General features: G+C 43.6%; 23 protein-coding genes. 2 read left to right on the top strand and 21 right to left on the bottom strand.

Going from position 1 to position 22924, the window contains the following annotated elements:
• The coding region (locus BLT29_RS13390) for a hypothetical protein (protein ID WP_176763886.1) at positions 1-1053 on the top strand (1053 nt) is incomplete at its 5' end.
• A 120-nt stretch (positions 1054-1173) separates the two neighbouring features.
• Here the strand turns inward: BLT29_RS13390 and BLT29_RS09945 are convergent.
• The 3 genes from BLT29_RS09945 to miaB all read right to left on the bottom strand — a co-directional run bounded on the left by BLT29_RS09945 (position 1174) and on the right by miaB (position 4050).
• Positions 1174-1731 (bottom strand): outer spore coat protein CotE, encoded by a 558-nt coding sequence (locus tag BLT29_RS09945; RefSeq protein ID WP_090776172.1) that lies wholly within the window; start codon positions 1729-1731, stop codon positions 1174-1176.
• 349 nt (positions 1732-2080) lie between these two features.
• A complete protein-coding gene (locus BLT29_RS09940) occupies positions 2081-2500 on the bottom strand; it encodes a YlbF/YmcA family competence regulator (protein WP_090776171.1) in 420 nt (139 codons plus the stop codon).
• Entirely contained in the window at positions 2497-4050 is a 1554-nt protein-coding gene (gene miaB / locus BLT29_RS09935; protein WP_090776170.1) for a tRNA (N6-isopentenyl adenosine(37)-C2)-methylthiotransferase MiaB, read from the bottom strand. Before miaB ends, BLT29_RS09940 begins: the two co-directional genes overlap by 4 nt.
• Positions 4051-4302: 252 nt before the next feature.
• On the opposite strand from miaB, the gene BLT29_RS09930 reads away from it, so the two are divergent.
• A complete protein-coding gene (locus tag BLT29_RS09930) occupies positions 4303-5112 on the top strand; it encodes a protein-glutamine gamma-glutamyltransferase (RefSeq protein WP_090776169.1) in 810 nt (269 codons plus the stop codon).
• Between the two features lie 46 nt (positions 5113-5158).
• On the opposite strand, the gene BLT29_RS09925 is transcribed toward BLT29_RS09930, so the two are convergent.
• The 18 genes from BLT29_RS09925 to BLT29_RS09840 all read right to left on the bottom strand — a co-directional run bounded on the left by BLT29_RS09925 (position 5159) and on the right by BLT29_RS09840 (position 22923).
• Positions 5159-5419 carry a stage V sporulation protein S gene (locus tag BLT29_RS09925; RefSeq protein WP_090776168.1) on the bottom strand — a complete coding sequence of 87 codons (261 nt, stop codon included), beginning with the start codon at positions 5417-5419 and terminating at the stop codon, positions 5159-5161.
• 138 nt (positions 5420-5557) lie between these two features.
• On the bottom strand, positions 5558-6349 hold the full coding sequence (locus BLT29_RS09920; RefSeq protein ID WP_090776167.1) for a TIGR00282 family metallophosphoesterase: 792 nt from the start codon (positions 6347-6349) through the stop codon (positions 5558-5560).
• 45 nt (positions 6350-6394) lie between these two features.
• Positions 6395-7957 (bottom strand): ribonuclease Y, encoded by a 1563-nt coding sequence (rny, locus tag BLT29_RS09915; protein ID WP_090776186.1) that lies wholly within the window; start codon positions 7955-7957, stop codon positions 6395-6397.
• A 339-nt stretch (positions 7958-8296) separates the two neighbouring features.
• Positions 8297-8962 carry an ATPase gene (locus tag BLT29_RS09910; protein ID WP_090776166.1) on the bottom strand — a complete coding sequence of 222 codons (666 nt, stop codon included), beginning with the start codon at positions 8960-8962 and terminating at the stop codon, positions 8297-8299.
• On the bottom strand, positions 8952-9203 hold the full coding sequence (locus tag BLT29_RS09905) for a hypothetical protein (protein ID WP_090776165.1): 252 nt from the start codon (positions 9201-9203) through the stop codon (positions 8952-8954). The genes BLT29_RS09910 and BLT29_RS09905 overlap by 11 nt, the downstream gene beginning before the upstream one ends.
• Positions 9204-9217: 14 nt before the next feature.
• Entirely contained in the window at positions 9218-10633 is a 1416-nt protein-coding gene (locus tag BLT29_RS09900) for an AAA family ATPase (protein WP_090776164.1), read from the bottom strand.
• On the bottom strand, positions 10626-11618 hold the full coding sequence (locus BLT29_RS09895; RefSeq protein ID WP_090776163.1) for a metallophosphoesterase: 993 nt from the start codon (positions 11616-11618) through the stop codon (positions 10626-10628). Before BLT29_RS09895 ends, BLT29_RS09900 begins: the two co-directional genes overlap by 8 nt.
• Before the next feature lie 78 nt (positions 11619-11696).
• The gene (recA, locus tag BLT29_RS09890; protein ID WP_090776185.1) at positions 11697-12743 is read right to left on the bottom strand and encodes a recombinase RecA; all 1047 of its coding nucleotides are present in this window, start codon (positions 12741-12743) and stop codon (positions 11697-11699) included.
• Positions 12744-12966: 223 nt separating this feature from the next.
• Complete coding sequence (locus BLT29_RS09885; RefSeq protein WP_090776162.1) at positions 12967-14583, bottom strand: DEAD/DEAH box helicase; 1617 nt, start codon at positions 14581-14583, stop codon at positions 12967-12969.
• Complete coding sequence (locus BLT29_RS09880) at positions 14580-15833, bottom strand: competence/damage-inducible protein A (RefSeq protein WP_090776161.1); 1254 nt, start codon at positions 15831-15833, stop codon at positions 14580-14582. The genes BLT29_RS09885 and BLT29_RS09880 overlap by 4 nt, the downstream gene beginning before the upstream one ends.
• A gap of 48 nt (positions 15834-15881) precedes the next feature.
• The gene (gene pgsA, locus BLT29_RS09875) at positions 15882-16460 is read right to left on the bottom strand and encodes a CDP-diacylglycerol--glycerol-3-phosphate 3-phosphatidyltransferase (RefSeq protein WP_090776160.1); all 579 of its coding nucleotides are present in this window, start codon (positions 16458-16460) and stop codon (positions 15882-15884) included.
• Positions 16461-16570: 110 nt separating this feature from the next.
• Positions 16571-17419, bottom strand: coding sequence for a helix-turn-helix domain-containing protein (locus BLT29_RS09870; protein ID WP_176763885.1), 849 nt, complete (start codon positions 17417-17419; stop codon positions 16571-16573).
• A 136-nt stretch (positions 17420-17555) separates the two neighbouring features.
• Positions 17556-18323, bottom strand: coding sequence for a DUF3388 domain-containing protein (locus BLT29_RS09865; protein ID WP_090776158.1), 768 nt, complete (start codon positions 18321-18323; stop codon positions 17556-17558).
• Positions 18324-18498: 175 nt separating this feature from the next.
• Positions 18499-18744, bottom strand: coding sequence for a DUF3243 domain-containing protein (locus tag BLT29_RS09860; RefSeq protein WP_090776157.1), 246 nt, complete (start codon positions 18742-18744; stop codon positions 18499-18501).
• Positions 18745-18812: 68 nt separating this feature from the next.
• Positions 18813-19520 carry an elongation factor P 5-aminopentanone reductase gene (ymfI, locus tag BLT29_RS09855; RefSeq protein WP_090776156.1) on the bottom strand — a complete coding sequence of 236 codons (708 nt, stop codon included), beginning with the start codon at positions 19518-19520 and terminating at the stop codon, positions 18813-18815.
• A gap of 1 nt (position 19521) precedes the next feature.
• Entirely contained in the window at positions 19522-20811 is a 1290-nt protein-coding gene (gene yfmH, locus BLT29_RS09850) for an EF-P 5-aminopentanol modification-associated protein YfmH (protein WP_090776155.1), read from the bottom strand.
• The gene (gene yfmF, locus BLT29_RS09845; RefSeq protein WP_090776154.1) at positions 20808-22091 is read right to left on the bottom strand and encodes an EF-P 5-aminopentanol modification-associated protein YfmF; all 1284 of its coding nucleotides are present in this window, start codon (positions 22089-22091) and stop codon (positions 20808-20810) included. The genes yfmH and yfmF overlap by 4 nt, the downstream gene beginning before the upstream one ends.
• Positions 22092-22209: 118 nt before the next feature.
• Complete coding sequence (locus BLT29_RS09840) at positions 22210-22923, bottom strand: GntR family transcriptional regulator (protein ID WP_176763884.1); 714 nt, start codon at positions 22921-22923, stop codon at positions 22210-22212.
• Position 22924: the final 1 nt, after the last annotated feature.

Below are 22924 nucleotides of genomic sequence, written 5' to 3'. Positions count from 1 at the left end.
GGACCTACTGGACCTACTGGACCTACTGGACCTACTGGACCTACTGGACCTACTGGACCTACTGGACCTACTGGACCTACTGGACCTACTGGACCTACCGGACCTACTGGACCTACTGGACCTACTGGGCCTACTGGACCTACTGGACCTACCGGACCTACTGGGCCTACTGGACCTACTGGGACCACTGGACCTACTGGACCTACCGGACCTACTGGGGGCGTAACCGGACCTACTGGACCTACTGGACCTACTGGACCTACTGGACCTACTGGACCTACTGGGACCACTGGACCTACCGGACCTACTGGACCTACTGGACCTACTGGAGGCGTGACTGGACCTACTGGACCTACTGGACCTACTGGACCTACCGGACCTACTGGACCTACCGGACCTACTGGAGGCGTGACTGGACCTACCGGACCTACTGGACCTACTGGACCTACTGGACCTACTGGACCTACTGGACCTACCGGACCTACTGGGGGCGTGACTGGTCCTACTGGACCTACCGGACCTACCGGACCTACTGGACCTACCGGACCTACCGGACCTACCGGACCTACTGGGGCTACTGGACCTACTGGACCTACTGGACCACCATTCGTCACAAGTTTTATGACCATTGGTCAAAGCAACACGCTCACGAACCATCCTGACGATACAGATATTCCCTTTAATGTCGTACTTGTTGATAATGGTGGATCCAACATCACATTTAGTATAGCTGTTAGCAACACAAACATTAACTTGGCTGAGGGAACCTATTTAACCTATTATACTGCGAACGCAGCTTCTTCTACTGGCACAGATAATTTAGCACTCGAATTCAACATGGGTGGCGTCATTAATGGCAGCCGTATTGGAGACTATAATATCCCTGCAGGCGTTGCAAATGCGCATATTTTATCGGCCGGACTAATTATCACTGTGGGCGCAGCGTCACCTCCTTTAACGTTGCGACCAACATCTGGCGCAGATCACGATTTTTTTGCTAACGGACCTCAATATGCAGCACAAGTTACCATTGTAAAAATTTCTCAAGACTAAAGAATAACTATGGTGATACCTTAAGTATTGACGAACGAGAAAAGACACCTTTGCCATCTTTCGGCAAAGGTGTCTTTGGCCATATAACAAAAAAGCTTGCCCGCAAGCAAGCTCATTCTCCTATCTCTTATGTTGCATAAAATGTGGATCAATTTGTTCAAAATCTTCTTCTTCTGTCACTTGGTCCACTGGGTATTCTTGAATCAGTCCGTCTGGATTGACTGCAACCGCAACCTTCGTCTCTCCGACACACTCAACAATAAAATCGCGTTCCACTTGCACTTCAACCGTCTTTCCGTCTTCAGAAATTGTTGCTTCTAACGTATTTGGTTGCTGCACAGCTTTCGCGACAACCTCAAGCTCTTCTGAAATCACATTTTCGTCTTTCATCGTGAGAGGGACAATCTCAGTATAAGATACCGTTTGTGTGGCCACATCTGTTTTTGTATTATTCACAAACGAATACCATACATTAATGTCATATGTCCCACTGACTTCAACTGTGTCTCCACGCTTATTTGCTTTATAAGTGTGGTTAATAATCCAACACCCTAAAATACTTGTGGGCATTTCTCCTGGTTGAATATGATGTGTCGCTTCTGAGAATTTTCGCCCTTTACCACAGACAGCTCGTGTAATGATTTCGCGATAACTTGTTTCACTTCTCGGCTTCGCCATTCCATTCCCTCCATTTTTACAAATTAGCATTGACCATGTGTACAAATGATTTCCTTACGTCTCCGATATTTTCTACGCAAGAAAAATAGAGAAGAAAAACACTCATTCATACTGCGAGAACACCCTATACCTCAAGATGGTCTCTGACGGGGATGCAAAATCTTTCGCAAAACCCATACTACTCCGGGGTGTTCTCCTACGGGGATTCAAAGCCTTTCGCTGATGTTTACGGAGAAAACCCCTACGTTACCAAGCTATGACGGACATGGAGAGTTTAGACGTGGAATTAGGGACTTTTCTTTATAAGAAAAAGCACAGTGCTCATAATAGGGCAACTGTGCTTTTTCTCTTAACACGGGTGGAACGGGGATTTTGTAGTTGTTCCTCGCATCAAGTCTCCATCCGACGAACGAATAATTTCATCTGTGACCGTCCTTGAAATGATGTGGGTAATCATTTGAAGCAACTCATTGACATCTGTCTGACTTTGTTTGAACTCTTGGACAAGTGGTATTTGATCGATCTCGTCGTGTAATGAATCAATCTTTTCTTCTACTTGCTTCAAAGCTTCTGTTTTCCCATAGTGCTTCAGATTAACCGCTTCTTTTTGATAACGTTTAATTTCAGCAATCATCTCCTGCACACGCAAATGTTCATTAATTTGCTTTTCTGCACGTTTAAAAAAGTCCACTTCCTCCGTTGCTGCAAGCATCTTTGCTAGTTCTCTTGCCTTTTCTTTCACTTCATCTCGCGTATATTGCTCGCTCATCTCGCACGCTCCTCTACTTGTACCGACACCATTTCTCCATCAAGTGACCATGTTTTTGCTTCTGTTACGCGTACATAAACAATCTCACCAATGACCGATTTTGGACCAATGAAATTCACAAGCCGGTTTGTTCGTGTGCGTCCCGCAAGGACGTCTGGATTCTTTTTACTTTCACCTTCTACGAGCACTTCAACCACCTTATCTTGATAAGCAAGATTATGTTTGCCTGAAATCTCATTTACCAGTGCATTTAAGCGCGCCAATCGTTCTTTCTTCACATCCATTGGGACGTTGTCTTCCATCCGTGCAGCGGGTGTGCCTTCACGTGGTGAATAAATGTACGTGTAAGCCGCATCAAACTCAATTTCTTCCACCAATGACAACATATCTTGAAATTGTTCCTCTGTCTCATTCGGAAAACCAACAATTAAATCCGTCGTAAATGATGCATTTGGAATCGCCGCTTTAATTTTGTTAGCGAGTGTAATATACGCTTCTCTCGTATACTTCCGTCCCATTAACTTTAAAATATCAGAGTTACCATGTTGTACTGGCAAATGGATGTGCTCGACTAAATTGCCTCCTTGTGCGAGCACATCGATAAGATGATCATCAAAATCACGCGGATGACTTGTTGTAAAACGGACACGAGGAATATCAATTTTATGAATGGCATCCATGAGGTCACCGAGCCCACCGTGATCACCAGGTAAGTCTTTTCCGTACGCATTGACGTTTTGTCCAAGTAACGTCACTTCTTTATATCCTTGACGTGCTAAGTCCCGCACTTCAGCGATAATGTCCTCCGGCAAGCGACTCCGTTCTTTCCCACGGGTGTAAGGAACGATACAGTACGTGCAAAACTTATCGCAGCCATACATAATGTTCACCCAAGCTTGCGTTTTATTTTGACGGACACGTGGCATATTTTCAATAATGTCACCTTCTTTTGACCACACTTCTACAACCATCTCTTTACTAAAAATAGCATCTTGCAACAAATGCGGTAAGCGGTGAATGTTATGCGTCCCGAAGATTAAATCAATATGTTGATGCTTTTGGAGAATGCGGTTCACAACCGATTCTTCTTGTGACATGCAGCCACACACACCAATCACGAGCTCCGGTTTTTCACGTTTCAATGGTTTTAAATGGCCAATCTCTCCAAACACTTTATTTTCGGCGTTTTCCCGAATTGCACATGTGTTTAACAAAATAACATCTGCCTCTGTTGTTTCCGTCGTTTCTTCAAAACCCATATCATGCAACAATCCCGACATGTTCTCTGAGTCATGCACATTCATTTGACAACCGTACGTACGAATAAGAAATTTTTTACCGACACCGAATTTTTGTAGTGGTTCAGGCACAACACTTTCTGGACGCAATACTTGTACATCCTCACGCTTCCGCTTTCGACCTGCCCGATAATTTGGCTGATCGTAAATGGCGATTTCTCTACCTTTAATTTTAATGACTTTTTTCTCGTCATCTTCAGAGACAATTTTCGCATCGCTAAAGTCAAAATACTGACTGTAATCTTTTGTCACAAGTGCTCAACTCCTTCTTCCTGTCCAACATGCAAATATCACGCGCCAACTGTTAGCCAGTGCTAACGTCTGGCCCCTAACATCTGAACCATCATTTTAAAAAACGACTCTTGTTATTATACGATAAACCTAGGAGTGAAATCAAATCAAGCTTTCTAATAGCCGGTCACCTTTCATTTCCTCCATTCATATAATAATACGGAATAGACTGGACTTTATTTCTTTATGTCAGCTTGAAAGGAGTCGCGCATCATGATTGAGATTGCTGGTAAACCGGTAAAAACAACACCACCACAACTTAGTTTGTCTTCACATGAAAAAGCAATCTTACAAAGCCTCATGTCAACACATGTCACATACCAATATGATTCACTTGCACAACTAAGTTTCGAGATTGCTTTACGCAGAAATATTGTCGCCGCATCCTATTTAATGATGAATAGCGGTGCTGGATTCACAGCATTCGCATACTCCCGCTGCAACCCTTACTTTTTTCGGCGGTTAGCCAATGGTGGTTTTTTACTTCATCCACATGTGAATGCTGCCGATGCCATTGATGACATTTTCCGAAACGGTCATGCGTACGATTTTGAATGTGCAACAGCCATTATTATTCTTTTTTATAAAGCGGTACTGGATTCCATTGATCGTGCCTCATTTAACCGTTTGTTTCGTAACTTATATCTTTACTCGTGGGAGCATGATGCAGCCCTTAACCTTGTAACAACCAAAGGCACAGATTTTGTCATCGGTGATTGTGTCTATTTTAACAACCCCGACTTTGATCCCAATAATGATGTATGGCGGGGAGAAAATACAATCAAATTAGAATGGGATTTGTACTTCGGACACGGTATTGCAACAAAAACAGCAGCACAAGTCATTGCGCACTTAAATTCCCAGCGCCGACCTGGGGCAACGCGCTCTGCTTATTTATTAGCGCAAGTAACAAGATTGAACTTTACCTTTGTTCGTACTTTCTCAGAAACAGGATATACACCACGTACAGGTTTAGATCAGCTTGTTGTCAGAACAGATAAACAGCATGTCCATTTATATTAAAAAACGAAGGAACGCCTTCCTTTTTAGGGCATTCCTTCGTTTATCATTACCTCGGCTCGATGATGAGCTTAATCGCCGTGCGCTCCTCCCCATCTATTTGGATATCGGTAAACGCCGGCACACACACAAGGTCGATACCGCTGGGCGCTACAAATCCTCGGGCAATGGCAATGGCTTTAATCGATTGGTTTAACGCGCCTGCGCCAATGGCTTGAATCTCCGCTGAACCACGTTCACGAATGACACCTGCCAAAGCACCTGCAACTGAATTTGGTGTAGACTTTGCTGAAACCTTTAAAACATCCATTCCTATTCCTCCTCGTATCAACTTGAGACAGCGCACAAAATCATTGTAGCCAGCTACGCATGAATGACGAAAACTCCCCTCATACGAGCGCCTTATCTCATGTTTACGATTTGAAAGGAATAAATATGCCGGTCATTTTTAAAGAAGGGGATGATCATCGTCTACTTGAATTCGCATGACTTTTTTTGCTTTCCCTGTCTTGTCATCAAAGTCTATCACAACGCCATTCAGTTGAGCGCGACCTTCAGCCACTTCAAAACGTGCGGGTAAGGTCGTTAAAAACTTATGTAGGACCGCTTTTTTGTCCATCCCTAAAATCCCATCTCTTGGACCCGTCATGCCAACATCGGTTAAATAAGCAGTCCCTTCCGGTAAGATTCGCTCATCAGCCGTTTGTACATGCGTATGTGTTCCAACAACCGCGGTCACTCGACCATCTAGGTACCAACCCATTGCCTGCTTTTCGCTTGTTGTCTCAGCATGCATATCAACAAAAATAATTGGTGTCTCTTTTTGAATGTGCACAAGAAGTTGGTCCACTGCATGAAATGGACAATCAGCTGGATTCATAAATGTTCGACCTAACAAATTGATGACCGCAATTTTATATTCATTGACCTTCATTATGCGATATCCAACGCCAGGCGTACCTTCAGGGAGATTGGCAGGACGTACTAGCCATTTGGCTTCATCAATAAAGGAAAAAATGTCGCGGTTGTCCCAAGCATGATTTCCTAGCGTGACCATTTGCGCGCCATCGTCCAAAAATTCCTTGTAAATTTTCTCTGTAATCCCTCTACCGTGCGCTGCATTCTCGCCGTTAATGACCGTAAATGTTGGGCGGAATTTTTGTTTTAATGACTTTAAATATGTATGAACCATTTGCCTTCCCGGTGCACCAACAACATCACCGATAAACAATATTCTCACATCATCCCTACTTTCTCTTAAAAAAATAAAGTGGCTCACGCCACTTTATTTTGCATATTCGACTGCACGTGTTTCACGAATCACTGTGACGCGAATATGACCCGGATAATCAAGCTCTTGCTCAATTTTCTTCGTAATATCGCGCGCTAGCTTATGCGCCAACGTGTCATCAACAACATCTGGACGAACCATAATGCGTACCTCACGTCCTGCTTGAATTGCAAACGTCTTTTCAACACCCTCAAATGACTCAGAAATTTCCTCAAGTTTTTCGAGCCTGCGAATGTACGTTTCAAGTGTCTCACGACGTGCACCTGGGCGTGCTGCTGACAAGGCGTCTGCGGCTGCCACAAGGGTTGAAATAATTGATGTTGCTGCCGTATCACCATGGTGCGAAGCAATCGCGTTAATGACAACAGGGTGCTCTTTATACTTCGTTGCGAGTTCTACGCCAATTTCAACGTGGCTACCTTCCACTTCATGATCAATCGCTTTTCCAATATCATGTAGTAAGCCAGCACGTTTAGCAAGCTTCACGTCTTCTCCAAGCTCCGCAGCCATGATCCCTGTTAAATGAGCCACTTCAATTGAATGCTTCAACACATTTTGACCATAACTCGTACGGAAACGAAGCCGACCTAAAATCTTAATGATGTCGGGATGTAGTCCGTGAACACCGACTTCAAACGTCGTTTGTTCACCGTATTCACGAATCGCCTCATCAACTTCACGTCGAGCCTTATCAACCATTTCTTCAATTCGTGCTGGGTGAATTCGTCCATCTTGTACTAATTTTTCTAGTGCTGAACGAGCAATTTCACGACGAATTGGATCAAATCCGGATAAAATTACTGCCTCCGGTGTATCATCAATGATCAAGTCAATGCCTGTCAACGTCTCAAGCGCGCGAATATTACGGCCTTCGCGACCGATAATCCGCCCTTTCATCTCATCATTCGGTAAACTAACAACCGAGACTGTTGTCTCAGCAACGTGATCCGCTGAACAACGTTGTAGCGCCAAAGATAAAATTTCTTTTGCTTGTCTGTCCGCTTGTTCCTTTGCTTTGGTGACACTTTCTTTTATCAAAATCGCTGACTCATGTGCCACTTCTTGCTCAATCTCTTTACGCACAGCTGCTCGCGCCTCGTCACGTGTCAATCCCGCTATCCGTGTCAACTCTCGTTTTTGCTCGGTCAAGAGGTGATTCATCTTACTTTCCATCTCTTCAACTTGTCGTTGTTTTTTGGCGAGAGATCCCTCCCGTTTTTCTAACGATTCTTCTTTTTTGTCGAGAGTTTCGCTTTTTCGATCGAGAATCTCTTCTTTTTGAACCAAACGATGCTCTTGTTTTTGAATTTCATTTCTTCGCTCGCGCACATCATGCTCAGCTTCACTGCGAAGCTTATGAATTTCATCTTTGACTCCCAAAATTGCTTCTTTTTTGTTAGTCTCAGCCTCTCGCTTCGCATCCATGACGATTTGCTTCGCTGCATGCTCAGCACTCGTTATTTTTGCTTCAGCAAGTGATTTTCGAACAAGATATCCAACAACTGCAAAGAATGCAGAGAAAGCAAGTATTATGAGGATGAGCGTTAAGGCATTCATTTCAAAAACTGCCATCATTCCACCTCCCTTGCTATCCAATTGTTGGGCTTTACTATAACCACATTTCAATAACACATTTACATCCACGCTACAGCATAAAAGAACGATGCGCGACGTTTAACGAAGCATTGTTCTTCCTATCCTGGTCTATGGCACTTGGCACTCATTTAAAATAAAAATGGGTAACCAACAATCTTTTATAGAATACAGCAATGAGATGCGATGGCACACGATAAATAGAAGTGGCATCTTCATATCATTCCAACTTATCAGTGTCAACATCCAAAAACATCTATTGACTGCATCGTTATCTTATTTTACGTGGCATATTGGACAATGTCAAGCATGGATGATTTCCTCCAGCTCACTCAAGCCACTCTCCTGCATTGTCACGAGAAAAGAACGGTCACCAGATTCTGTCAAATGTTGGTTGTGCGTGATCATGACAATTTGACGCCCGAATGTTGTAGAGAGTGACTTTAGGAATTCATACAAGTGGTACGTGTACTCTCCAGACACATGCTTGCCTGGCTCGTCTAGTAGTAATGGTCCCTCTTGTCGTGGCTCTGCTGTCTCCATCAAAGCGACACGTAATGCAAGTGAAACAATATCAACAACGCCACCTCCACGAGCATCTTGGGGTTTGGTCTTCACTTCAATCCCTTCATAATCTGAAACGACATACATCTCTGCAACAGCACGACTTCCATGCTCTTCTAATTCAATGTGAAACGAAATATACGGACCAAATACGTATTGCAACGCACTTGTGACAATTTGTTCCATTTGTTGCTTTGCTTGCTTTCGCGCATACTCAGCAGACTGCTGCAACAAGAGCCTTGCCTTTTCATATGTGTCTAAAATTGTATAGTCTTCTTCAAGTGATGCTGCTGCTTGTTCTAGCTGCTCTTGCAACAAGCGCCGTTTTTCATCTAAACGCACCCATTGATCACGAGCCATTTGCAAAGAATTAGCGAGAGAGGCAAACGACTTTTCATGATTCATGATTCACCAATTCCTTTGGAATAAGTGCCCATGCCTCTTCCATCGAACGCTCAATTTCCGCACCCAGCCTTGAAATTTCCATCTCTAAGTCCTCCGGTTTCACACCTAGCTCCTCTAGCTCTGCTAGCAACCGTTGCTTTTGATTTTCTAGCTCCTCCAACTTTGCTTCTGCACGATAACGAACATCCTTTGCTTTATCAATTGACTGCTTCATTCTTTCTAAGTCTTGTTCCACTTTCATGACGCTTGACCTCCTCAGTCATTTTCAATTGCTTGTCCACATGTCGGACACACACCGAGTGTGTTCAGTTTTTCTTGGTAACGTGCGAATAATTTTGCTTCTTCTTCTTTTTTCGCCGCAACAAACACTCTACCTTCATCAAGTCGTCTTTGCAATTCAGTTAACGACTTTTCACACGTTTGTAAAGTGAGCAATCTTTGCGTCGCGCCTGTCACATCATTTAATTTATTCGTTGCTGCGCTAATATGATCGTCATCGACTTCCATCTGTCTCGTCACTGTCATTTCTTGATCAACCATTTTCCACTGCTTTTGTAATCGCAACAACTCAGCATGTCGTCTAGCTTGTGCACTGATGTCTTGCAAATGAGCCGTGCTCAATTGCGCCACGAAATGTGTTTGGCTTACTGCGTGCAAACATGTTTGCTCATCTTGCTGTAGTTTCTTCATCTGTGCTTGCGTATGTTCAAGCTGCTTTCTTCGCTTCACATGAAGTGATAACGTCTCATGGGTTGTATAGGCAACATCAATTTCTGCTGTCTTTTTCAACCATTCTTGTAACGACTTCTCTTTGGTCATCATCTCTTTCCAATGTACATAGAAACGTTGCAACTGTCGTAAATGAGTTTGCTTTTGTTGTAGGTGTTCATAACGACGTTCCCAACGTGGTAACGCCTCAACTTTTGCAAGCGCTGCTTCTGTCTCGACCATCAATTTCTCGTGCGCTTGCATACGACTTTGAAGCACTTCGAGGCGGTCATGTTTCGTTTGTAATTCTTTTGCCTTTTGTAAGCAGCGAAAACCACGGTCTAACTTTTCCTTTGCATTGTCTAAAAAATGAAACGGTTCAAGCGATGTTTTCAACGTCTCCGCATCTTGTTCTTTCTTCTTTGTTTGTTGTTGTAATGTATATACATCTTTTGTCACATCACGAATGGCCATGTCCAAATAATGCGCACCGCTCATGCGCCCAATTGCTTTTGCACGCAATGACCCTGTCTGCTCTAGCAAAAAAGGGCCTTCTAATTGACCAGACATTTGCAATGGCCATTCATGATCACGATCAATTCGAAATGGACGCATCCCGTGCGCCTGTAGTACTTCTTCTGGCACTTGCGATCCAAATCCTTCTAACACCATCTCTTCACGATCAGGCTTTCTAATGATATAACGATTTTTTGAACTTGTTCGCTCGCGTATGAGCAGCGTACCATCTGCAAATGTTAACGTCACTCGAACAAAATCTGCATTGACCCGAAGAAAATCCGTTCCTCGCGGCTGATTAAATAACGCCCAACGTACCGCTCGCAACACGGCTGTTTTCCCACTATCAGATTGTCCGACAATGACATTTAATCCTTCGTGCAGAGAAATACTCGTATCTAAATGAGATTGAAAGTTTTCCAAGCGTACTTCTAAAAGATTACTCATGCTCTGCCACCTCCCACCGCTCTTGCACGGTCGTCACACGTCGCAGCGCTTCTTCCTTTATATGATTTTCCACATCTGACACCGACGCAATTTCATCAATGATATCATTCATATTTAATGTTCGGAAATTTGCTTGTGCCCGCACTTGCTGCGCAAACGCATGCAATTGCTTCTCTTGATGGCTTGCTTTTTCGACATACACGCGATCCAGTACATCCTCGCCGTGCTTCGCCACTGTCAATTCACGTTCTTCTAATGTTATCCCTTCTTTTGTGACACGGCCAATGATCACTTTTGGTATACGCGCCATTTCCGTCCAATGATTGTTCACACGTGCAATCGCACCTGGGTTACAAATAAACTTGCCATCTCGCTCTTTGATCCCAAATCCACTATGAAAATGCCCGGTTAACACGATATCAGCTGTCGTCGACCATATGTGATCAACAAGTGTATGCGGCACACCTTCTGGCAAGGCTTTTTCAACGAGCATACTATGTACTAAATGAACGAGCACGTCAGCCTCCGTCTCGTTGTTAGGATAATAATCGAGCTTTGGATCACGAATATCTAAATCATAATGGTACGGTTGACCAGAAATTTGCATGCGCACACCTGATCGTTCGAGGACAACCGGCGCTTTTGGGTGCAATAACTTCATCACACCTACTGCATCAAGCAGCCCGAGCATCGTTCGTGACACCGTATCTGGGTTATGCCCAAACGTATCGTGATTGCCGGCGATTGTATATATTGGCGCAGGCGCTTGGAAAAACAACGGGGCAAATTCACTAACGACACGTGGAGACAGGTCTGGTCGGTCAAACACATCTCCGCCATGCAGGAGCACATCCACTTGTTCCTCTTGCGCAATGCTCATCACTTCAGTAATTTTTTCTTTTAATGTTTCTGAAAAGGTGTCACGCCGGTTTTTCGGTGTGGTCCCACGAATATGTGTGTCTGTAAAGTAAAGAAACGTAATCATCTATTAATCTCTCCTATCTCACACTTCACACAAGAGGAAGAAGCTACCCAAAAAACGGGCAGCTTGACTCTTAAATATTTACTCTACTGGAAGTGGTGTATCCTCGACACTTTGTTCAAGTGCCCCATCAGACTTTTTTGTATCAAGCCCGTGATGTGCGCGAATGGATTGGTCAATCTCTGCTGCAACATGCGCGTTTTCACGTAAAAACTGCTTTGCATTTTCACGCCCTTGACCGAGACGATTTCCTTGGAAAGAATACCACGCGCCACTTTTTTCGACAATGTCAAGGTCAGCACCAATATCCAAAATCGATCCTTCTCTTGAAATTCCTTCACCGTACATAATATCTACTTCTGCTACACGAAATGGTGGGGCAACTTTATTTTTCACCACTTTAATTTTCGTCCGATTACCAATGATCTCGTTTCCTTGTTTCAAAGACTCTGCCCGACGTACTTCGAGACGAACCGAGGAGTAAAACTTGAGGGCACGTCCTCCAGGAGTCGTTTCTGGGTTTCCAAACATGACACCAACCTTTTCACGGATCTGGTTAATAAAGATAGCGAGTGTTCTAGATTTGTTAATGGCCCCAGATAATTTTCGTAAAGCTTGGGACATCAGACGTGCTTGCAAACCGACATGCGCGTCACCCATCTCTCCTTCAATCTCCGCTTTTGGTACAAGCGCCGCTACACTATCGACAACAATAATGTCTAATGCCCCACTACGAACAAGTGCCTCAGCAATCTCAAGTGCTTGTTCGCCTGTGTCTGGCTGCGATAATAACAATTCGTCAATATCCACGCCTAATTTACTTGCATAGTCGGGATCTAACGCATGTTCAGCATCAATAAAAGCAGCTTGACCTCCATTACGCTGCACTTCTGCAATTGCGTGAAGTGCGACTGTCGTTTTTCCAGATGACTCCGGTCCATAGACTTCAATGACCCGTCCTTTTGGATAACCACCTACCCCTAAGGCGATATCAAGCGCCAACGTACCACTCGATACGGTTTCAACTCGTCTCTCTGCTTGCTCACCAAGTTTCATAACCGATCCTTTACCAAATTGCTTTTCAATTTGCCGTAATGCCATGTCTAATGCCTGTTTACGCTCACTCATGTTATTGCTGTTATGTATAAACGTCCACATTATACATAACAGTACACCACCCTTCTGTTTCTGAATGAATGATTATCGAACGCTTACGCTAGAAATCCTTCTGTTACTATCATACCTTGTTTTTGACGATCAGACAATAGGCAGAGGAACATTTATTCGTATGTTTACAAAAAGAAGACATCACCTTGTTGTGCAACCGGTGATGACCTCTTATTTTTGTATACTAGCGTCGTCTCGCAGATGAAGGAGACGGTGAACGATCGCGCTTAGGACGTGGTTTCGCTGGTGATAAGTTCACCCGTGCCCCATTCATGCGCGAATAACGCAACGCTTCATACACAAACGGTGCTGCTGACTCTGGCACATCAACAAATGAGAAGTTCTCAAAAATATCAATGCGGCCAATCGCTTGTTTTGGAATGCCGACAAGAGTACTAATTTCTTCAGCAACAATCTTCGGCGTGAAATTGACATTTCTTCCAACGTTAATAAAGAAACGCACCATGCCTTTATCTGCACCCGTCTCACCAAAGCTATAGCCTGTATCTTCACCCTTGTTTTCAGTAGAAAATTTCATTTTTAATAATGCTGCAATGACGTCTTTCGCTGACTGTGTCTCCAAAATCTCATCTACCAACGGAGAAAACAGTTCCATCTCTTTTCCACCTTGCGCAATGGTCTCTTCAATGAGGTTTTTCCATGAGTTTTGTTGTTTTTCAACGACTTCTTCAATCGTCGGGACTTCTTGTGATGGAATGGTCATTTTTATTTCTTTTTCGATCGCCCGTAAATGTTTCATTTCTCTTGGGGTCACAAGTGTCAATGCAACACCCTTACGTCCAGCGCGCCCTGTACGTCCAATCCGATGTACATAACTTTCTGGGTCTTGCGGAATGTCATAATTAATCACATGGCTGACATTCTCTACGTCAATCCCTCGGGCAGCTACATCTGTTGCAATTAAAAATTCGATTGAAGCTTCACGAAACCGTTTCATCACGACATCACGCTGTGACTGTGTAAGATCACCGTGTAGACCATCAACTAAATAACCACGAGCTTGCAATGCTTCTGTTAATTCTGCCACTCCTTTTTTCGTCCGGCAAAACAAAATACCAAGTTCAACGTCATCACTGTCGATAATACGACACAAGGAATCAATCTTATTACGCTCCAACACTTTATAATATAACTGGTGAATGAGTGGCGCGGTCACTTCTCCTTTATTAATGGTCACTGTCGTTGGCTTCACCATATATTTACGTGACAATTTGCGGATCAGTGGCGGCATTGTTGCCGAAAAGAGTAGTGTTTGCCGAACATCATTCACTTCTTTTAAAATCGATTCAATGTCATCAACAAAGCCCATATCTAACATTTCATCGGCTTCATCCAATACAACTGTGTGCACTTTATCTAAATGTAATGTGCCACGGCGTAAGTGATCAAGCATCCGCCCTGGTGTTCCTACCACAATTTGCACGCCTTGTCGCAACGCTTTCAGTTGATGACCAATTGATTGCCCTCCGTAAATTGGTAATATCCGAATTCGCTTATACGCCGAAAGCTTTTGCAATTCACCAGATACTTGGATCGCAAGTTCTCGAGTCGGTGTCAAAATCAATGCTTGAATATGTTGTGCCTCGGTCACTTTATCAACGACGGGGATACCAAACGCAGCTGTTTTACCTGTTCCTGTTTGCGCTTGACCAATCACGTCACCACCCGTCAAAATGGCTGGAATGGCTTTTTCTTGAATTGGAGATGGCTCTTCAAACCCCATCTCTTGAATCGCTCGCTTCACTTGCTCTGAAATGTTGAAATCTGTAAAATATGTCATTTGGTTCCTATACCCCTTTTTAAGTGTTCCAATAAATAAAACAAACTGTATTTCACTGCACGTGCTCGTATAGTCTGCCGGTGACCATTGATCATGAGCCGCTTTGTTATCATTTGACTGTCAGGAAGTTTCATTGCCAGCCACACCGTACCCACTGCCTGACCCTCCATTTCCTCAGGGCCGGCCACTCCTGTTAGCGCAATCGCAACGTCTGACTGGTAAAGAGCCTGCACACCTAATGCCATTTCATGTGCACACGCCTCACTAATCATGCCTTCATCCGTTAACGTTCGTGCTGACACACCTAATATACTTTTTTTTGCACTGAACGAGTAAGCTGTCACCCCACCTACCAATACGCGAGAAGCGCCAGAAATCGTCGCCAGTTCACTTGTAAACAAACCTGCTGTTAAGCTTTCCGCAACGGCAATCGTCCAGTCACGCATCTTTAATCGCAAATACACTTCTTTTGCCAAAGATGTATCGTCATAACCATAAAAGTAATTGCCTACCTGCGAACAGATTGCTTCCTCCACTTCATCTAGTCGACGATCGGCTTCAATTGGATCCGCATGTTTGACAGTCAAGCGAAGCGTCACCTCGTCATTATTTGCAAGTGGGGCAATGGTTGGATTCGTTTGTGTCTGTAATAATGAGTCAAGCTTTGCTGCAATTGTTGCCTCGCCAATCCCAAAAAAACGTAACACCCGTGACTTAATCATCATTTGCTTACTGCTCCCCTGTAAAAGGGGCAATAATTCGTTCAACACCATCGGTTTCATTTCCTTCGGAGGACCTGGCAATAGCACAATCATCTTCCCATTTTCACGTGTATACATCATCCCAGGTGCAAGCCCATGCTTATTTTGCAATACCGTCGACTGCGCAATAACGAGTGCTTGCTTCCGGTTGTTTTCCGTCATTGGATGACCACTACTGGAAAAATAGTCCTCCATTGCCCTCACTGATTTTAAGTCATACACAAGGGGACGCTTACAAAAATGTGCAACAACTTCTTTTGTTAAATCATCTTTAGTAGGCCCTAATCCACCAGTTAAAATGAACAAATCGGCACGTGAATCTGCGATAACGAGCGCAGACTGTAACCGATGTTCATTATCCCCAACAACCGTATGAAAATGAACATCAATACCGATACAAGCCAATTGTTGTGACAAAAATTGACCATTCGTATTCGCAATTTGCCCAAGCAATAACTCCGACCCAACGGCAATAATTTCAGCCTTCAAGCAGCCCGCTCCTTTCTTGAAGGAAGTCCATAGAAGAAACAGTGTCTATTATACCGACCGTAAGATGATATGCTTATTCTTAAGGAAATAATCGATCCCAGACCAAATGGTCAACACGACAGCCACTTGTAAAGCAATTGTCGCAAACGGAATTGAGAGAGCCGAGAAAGGTATGTTATGTAATAAGCTCGCAATGATCGCCACCATTTGTGAAACTGTTTTCCATTTCCCTAATGCACTTGCCGCAATCACATCTCCTGCAGATGCAGCAACAAGACGAATGCCTGTTACTGCAAACTCTCGGCTAATAATAACAATGGCAATCCACGCAGGAACAAGTTGTAATTCCACTAGGCCAATTAATGCAGCCGCTACAAGCAACTTATCTGCAAGTGGGTCTAAAAACTTACCAAAACTCGTTACGAGGTTTCGTTTCCGGGCATAATAACCGTCCAGCCAATCAGTCGCTGCTGCAACAATGAATAATGCTGTCGCAATCAGCATCGCATACGTAATGTCTTCACCAAAAATCTTTAACTCCCCAAACGGAAACTCCACAAGCATAAATAGCATGAAAACAGGAATTAATATCATCCTTGCTACGGTAATTCTGTTCGGTAAATTCACGTTCTTCCCTTCCTTTGCTAAAACTTGTATACTATTTTGCTACATCTTCTTTATTGTACCATAGTTAGAACGATAAAAGGAGCGTTGTATACAAGTTAGAAAATCAGCAGCTACTCAAGAGTTTTCTCCAACTCAACGACAATATATTGCCTTGTCGGCTCTGGCTCAATTTCAATTGAAAGACCGTTCACTTCTAAAGTGACATCGGCAGCATTCCCAATGTTAAATTCCACCGCCGACCACGACGAGAGATCCGGCTTAAATACACGGCTTTCACTGTAAGCATCGATGTATTCAACGTCTGTTGTTTGACCAGGTTCGCGTACACCAACGTAAGAGTCCCCACCTTCTACAATCGTCACAACCGCCGAAAATGCGTCTACGCCAGTCAATATATATACTTTGCGGTTGCCTATCTTTTCTTTTAATGAAAGTTCTGCCTGAGCTTCTTCTGCTACTGACTTGTTATCCTCTTCACGCTTATCGTCTTTACTAGCGGGTGCTTTCTTCTCTTCCGACGTATGTTCATCTTTTCCAGGTGTCAGGGTCTCACTGCTAAACACACCTAATTGCCACGCAATGATTAATACGACAAATAGCATGCCTACAAGTAAAAAAGCAGCAATCATTTTGCGGGGTATGGCACTTCGTGTCTCACTTTCCCCTTCGTTTGTTGTTTTATTCCTCTCTGATCTCGCTGGCAAAGGTGTTGTTTTTTCTTGTGCATCAGGCAATTCATGTTCATACGTTTTTAATAATGTTTCTGCATCAAGGTTCATTTCTTCTGCATAAGCTTTGACAAATGCCCTGGCATAAAAAATTCCCGGTAACCTATGGAAGTCCCCTGACTCAATTGCCTGCAAATAGCGCTTCTGGATTTTTGTTGTACGCTGCAAATCATCCAAAGTGAGTTGCTTCTCTTCACGCACTTGTTTTAAGTGATTTCCTAATTCAGACATGATTACACCTACTTGTTTCGGGATACTGAAGTCAGTCATCAGGTCAAGACACTTTCTTAAATAAACAAATCATTGAAGACTTCTGTCTTGAATTTCTGTCATAATAGACTATGGCTTCTGATCTCTGACTTCTAGATTAACTAATATCAAATGAAGAAAATCCAGACTCCACCATTTCATACGTAATTTCTTCAGCATCGTCATTACGTAATTCAATAATGCAATCAAAATCTTCTAGTTCATACTCTGTTTCGCGAATGAAAATATCTGGATGCTCCACAACTTTGACCGAGGGTAAGCGCATAATGTCGTCAACAAGAAGTCGATGCTTTTCTGTCGCACGCATTGTCGACACAATCCCATCAATAATAAAAATATGGTCCCCTTCTAGCTCATCATCCGCCAATTGACTGCGCACCGTTTGTCGCAATAACGTGGAAGAAATAAAAGACCAGCGCTTGTTTGCACACACACTTGCGGCTACAACTGACTCTGTTTTCCCAACACGTGGCATCCCACGAATACCAATTAAATAGTGCGCATCCTTTTTCATCAACTCAGCCATGAAGTCAACGAGCAAACCTAGCTCATGGCGAATAAAGCGAAATGTCTTTTTCTCCATCGCATCACGCTCAATGTAACGCCCATGTCTAATGGCTAATCGATCGCGCACACGTGGTTCACGAAATTTTGTTACCGTCACATTTCCGATGGTATGTAAAATCGCCTTAAAGCGCGTCACATGGTCATCGTCCACACTTCGTAGTAACATCCCTCTTCGTGTATCGTTTACCCCATTAATTGTCACGATATTAATTGACAACATCCCGAGTAAAGATGCAATGTCTCCAAGTATGCCCGGACGGTTTTCATGCAGTTGGTACTCAAAATACCACTCTTTCATCGTACCACACCTTTCATATCAAAATGCGGAATGCAATGACCAACTCATTCATTTGCTACGCTGGATACCTGATTTTATCATATAAGATTTTGTTGTCAAATGAAAGGGGTTTTCTTAATACAGAAATTTTTTTCAAAAAAACGCCGCACGTAATGGCGGCGTTTTTATTATTTCATTATTGGTCCACTAACTTCACCATCATATGGGCAATCGCATGACGCTCTTCTGCATCAGCAACACGCCACAATTCTGCCAGCACGCGCTCTTGCTCATTTTTCGGCTCTACTTGTTCCGCTAAATAAGCCCCCACTTGCTCGGCAACATCAGTAATGACCTCTTCACTCATTCCTTCTTGTTGCGCCTGTTCAAGTCGACCACCTAAAAACTGTTTCCAATGATCCCAGCTGTCTAAGACAGACATGTGCATTCCCTCCTTGTTCATATTCATACAGACATATCATCTGCTAAACAGAAGGAAGTTATACATTTTTAGCAAGACCAGCCGCCATCTACAGAAAGAATGTGTCCGTTAATGTATGTTGCTTGTTCACTGACTAAAAACGAAACCGCATCAGCAACCTCTTTTGCGCAGCCTAATCGCCCAGCTGGAATTTCTGCAGCAAGCATCGCTTTCTCGTCCTCAGAGTACGTGGTCAACATCTTTGTCGCAATTGCCCCTGGTGCTACGCCGTTGACACGGATACCACTCGGCGCAACTTCTCGCGCTAAGCTTCTTACAAACCCATTTAGACCACTCTTTGCTGAAGCATACGGAATTTCCATACTTGCGCCCATACTGCCCCAAATGGATGAAATCGCCACCACATTTCCTGCTTTTCGTTCAATCATTGTTGGCAGCAGTGTACGTGTAATGCGAATGGGGTTCAATAGATGAACATTCATGAACGCAACAAGCTTTTCATCCGTCACATCTTGTAACAACGCAGGCTCTGCGAAACCGGCTCCATGTACAATGATATCTGGACATTCAGGTAGCGCCGCCACAAGTGTGTCCGCACCAGCAAGCGTCGTCAAATCGGCTTGTATCCATGTAATATGATTGTAGCGATCGTCCAGAAGCTCTTTCCCATGTTCATTTTGATAGTAATGCGCATAAATTAGCTCAGACTTTGGCGCAAGAACATCAACGATTGCAGCGCCAATATCCCCCGTCGCACCTGTCACTAAGACACGCATATTACTTCCCTTCATCACGGACGATGCAAATTGTTTGGTAGTCAGCTGTGAAATGTGCTGTTAAGACTGTCTGTAGATCATCAAGTGTTAACGTCTCTAGTGTCGGCACAACATCAAACAAATTCATCCCATTAAATTGATAGCGGGTAAACTCATTTGCAATAAAATCGGGGGAATTCAACGAACGCAAGAAAGCGCCGATTTTCTTTTTAATCGCACGATCTGCCTCTTCTTTACATAGACCATCTTTTTGATGCGCCTCAATCGTTTCAGTGATTCTTTCCGCAAGCCGGTCTGGATTGTTGCTATCACCACCAATAATCGAAAAGCCAAAGCCCCACTCTGCCGTATAATCAAAAGAGAAGGAATCATCAATATCACCTGCTTCATACAACGATTCGTATGCTTTAGAGCTAGGTGAGAACATTAAATCTAATACCACTTTCACAGCCAGTTCATGTCTTAATAAATCTGTCCCTTGTCGTGTCGGCTCCTTTTCTTTATAGCCAACAAAACATTTCGGCGTCTGCACCGGCATCGATATCGTCCGTGTAGCTACGTGAACTGGTGTTGTTTCAGGTGCAACATGGCGGACAATGTCTTCAGGTGCTGGGAACGTTTTTGCCGCTTGATTCTCTCGCACGAGCGTCATCATCACTTCAGGATCAACCGGACCAACAATAAATAACAACATGTTACTTGGATGATAAAACGTCTCATAGCACGTGTAAAGATCCTCTTTTGTAATCTCTGTAATAGAAGGAATCGTCCCGGCAATATCAATCTTTACAGGATGCTTCTCAAATAAATTTTCGATCGTACCAAAATAAGCGCGCCAATCGGGATTATCATCGTACATCGTGATCTCTTGTGCAATGATCCCTTTTTCCTTTTCTACCGTCTCATCCGTGAAATATGGCTTCTGGACAAAGTCAAGCAATGTTTTCACATTCTTTTCAACTTGCGTCGTACTTGAAAACAAATACGCCGTTCGTGTGAAACTCGTAAAAGCATTGGAGGAAGCGCCTTGTTCTCCAAATGTATGGAACACGTCCCCATCTTCATCTTCAAACATTTTATGCTCAAGGAAATGCGCAATGCCATCAGGCACTTTAATTGGTTCGTCTTTACCAAGCGGAACAAATGTATCATCAACCGAACCGTACTTCGTTGTGAACGTAGCAAACGTTTTATGAAAACCATCTTTTGGTAAAATATAAACGTCTAATCCGTTTTCCAACTGTTCGTGGTATAAATATTCGCCTAGTTGCTTATACTCGAGCCGCTTCACTTTGCTTCACCTGCCCCTGTCAAAAAGTAAATCGTGTCTAGCTCCCACTTGTTCGCAGCCTGCACAATGTCTTCTTTTGTCACTTGTTTAATTGCCTCGGCCCTGTCTAATAAGGAGCGACGAGCGTTTGCGACGACTTCGTGATATGACAACTCCACAAACCCACGTGCTGTATCGACTGCTTCCCACAACTGATTTAACAACATGCTTTTTGCTTGCGCAATGTCTTTTTCGGTGAAATCGCCTTGCTTCATTGCTGTAACTTGTGCTTTAATAATCTCCACTGCCCGATCATATTTGTCAAATTCAATTCCTGACATGACCATAAGTACACCTTTATGACTTTCCAACCTGGAAGCCGCGTAATAAGCAAGGCTCTCTTTTTCGCGCACATTTATGAATAGCTTTGACGATGGAAACCCACCAAAAATCCCGTTTGCGACTTGCGCAGCTTCGTAATCATCATCGGCAAACGTTGTATACGTGCGATACCCCATATGGAGCTTTCCTTGCTTCACTTTTTGCTCGTCACGAACAACCTTCTCTTGAACAACTGACGGGCTTGGTGCACTTGCTGCTTGCTGTGCTTGAATGGACCGCTCAGCCCCAAACAACTTGGAAACAGTCGTTTTTGCTGCTGTTTCATCAAAACTACCAACAATAAATAAATCCATCCGGTCATGCGCCAGCATTTGCTTATATACATCATAAATATTTTCCGAAGTAAGCGTGGCTAAATCTTCTTCACGCCCATAAGCAGGCAGACGATAGAGCTCCTCAGAAAACATCTCTTCTGTAATACGTACATTTGCATAACGCATTTTATCATCGTATACCGACTGGATCCGTTGCTTTAGCGCGCGCTTCTCTTGCTCAACAATCGCTTGAGAAAATACGCCATCCTCTTGGTTTGGCTCAGTGAGCACTTCGTGTAGCAATGCTAACGCTTCTTGAAATAGCGTAATCTGATCAGATAAAAACCGTTCAGAAGCAACATCTATACGAAATGTGATTACGTGCTGCTCCCCTTTTTTCTGCACATCTGTTGCCAGCACTGCGCCGTACATATCATCTAACTTTCGCTTGAGCGCCATTCGGTTCGGGTGCTGCTTCGTCCCGCGTTGCAAAATATGTGGGATGAGCGCGCGGGCTGTCACCGTATCTACAGAGAGAGGCGACTTGATCATTAAAATACAAGAGATTGTTTTAAACTTATCGGTCTGCCACAAGTGAAGTTGCACCCCACCACATGGCTGCGATGATCCATTTACATTTGTCATTTATACACATCCTCATTTATGAATTTCCATACCCAACACAACATGAACGTCTTTTCCTACTTTAACCATTATTGCATGTGAACACACTTAAAAGATTTTACTTCACAAATCACAAAAACTATTCCCGACGACGAACAACATGAAACTTAAATTTGTCGGCTCGAAAATAATTTAAAGAATAAAGAATCGCTTCATCTGACTCATCATAATGTAACTGTTTCAATAGCAAAAGTGACGTTTCTGGCGGACAATCTAATAATTGTGTCACTTCATCATGATAGCCAATTGGCTCAATCTCGGTTACTGCATAGCGAATCGTCCGACCCGTCTCTTCAAGGAATTGAAAAATCGATTTTGTTTCATGAATTGAATGATTAGCTAAAAATATTTCTGGGATGACGTCCAAACAATATACAATAGGTACACCATCGGCCGTTCGGACCCGTTCGATATGTAGAATGTTCATCGTATCAGCACATTGGAAGCGTTGCTGTTCCTCTTTTGTTGCCTCCTTTAAGGAAGATGACAAAAAGATTGTGCCCGGTTCCATATCTGCTTTTATGATCATGTCAGTGACACTTGCTAACTCTTCCATTCCCGCTGAAAATAATGGCTTCGTATGCACAAATGTCCCGACACCATGACGCCGAATAACAAGCCCGTCTTCTTCTAATAGTCGGAGTGCCTCTCGCAATGTCGCGCGACTCACACCTAATTGTTTTGCCCATTCAAATTCGGTCGGCAATTTTGCTCCTTCTTCATACCCCTCAATATCTGTCTTTAGCTGGTCGATCACTTGCAAATAAAGCGGCCGCTGATCCCCCTTGATCACA

It is taken from the genome of Shouchella lonarensis (assembly GCF_900096965.1).
GTDB classification, from domain to species: Bacteria; Bacillota; Bacilli; order Bacillales; family Bacillaceae_D; genus Shouchella; species Shouchella lonarensis.
The sequence above is the reverse complement of the archived record's forward strand: the minus strand, read 5'-3'. Positions and strand labels throughout refer to the sequence as shown.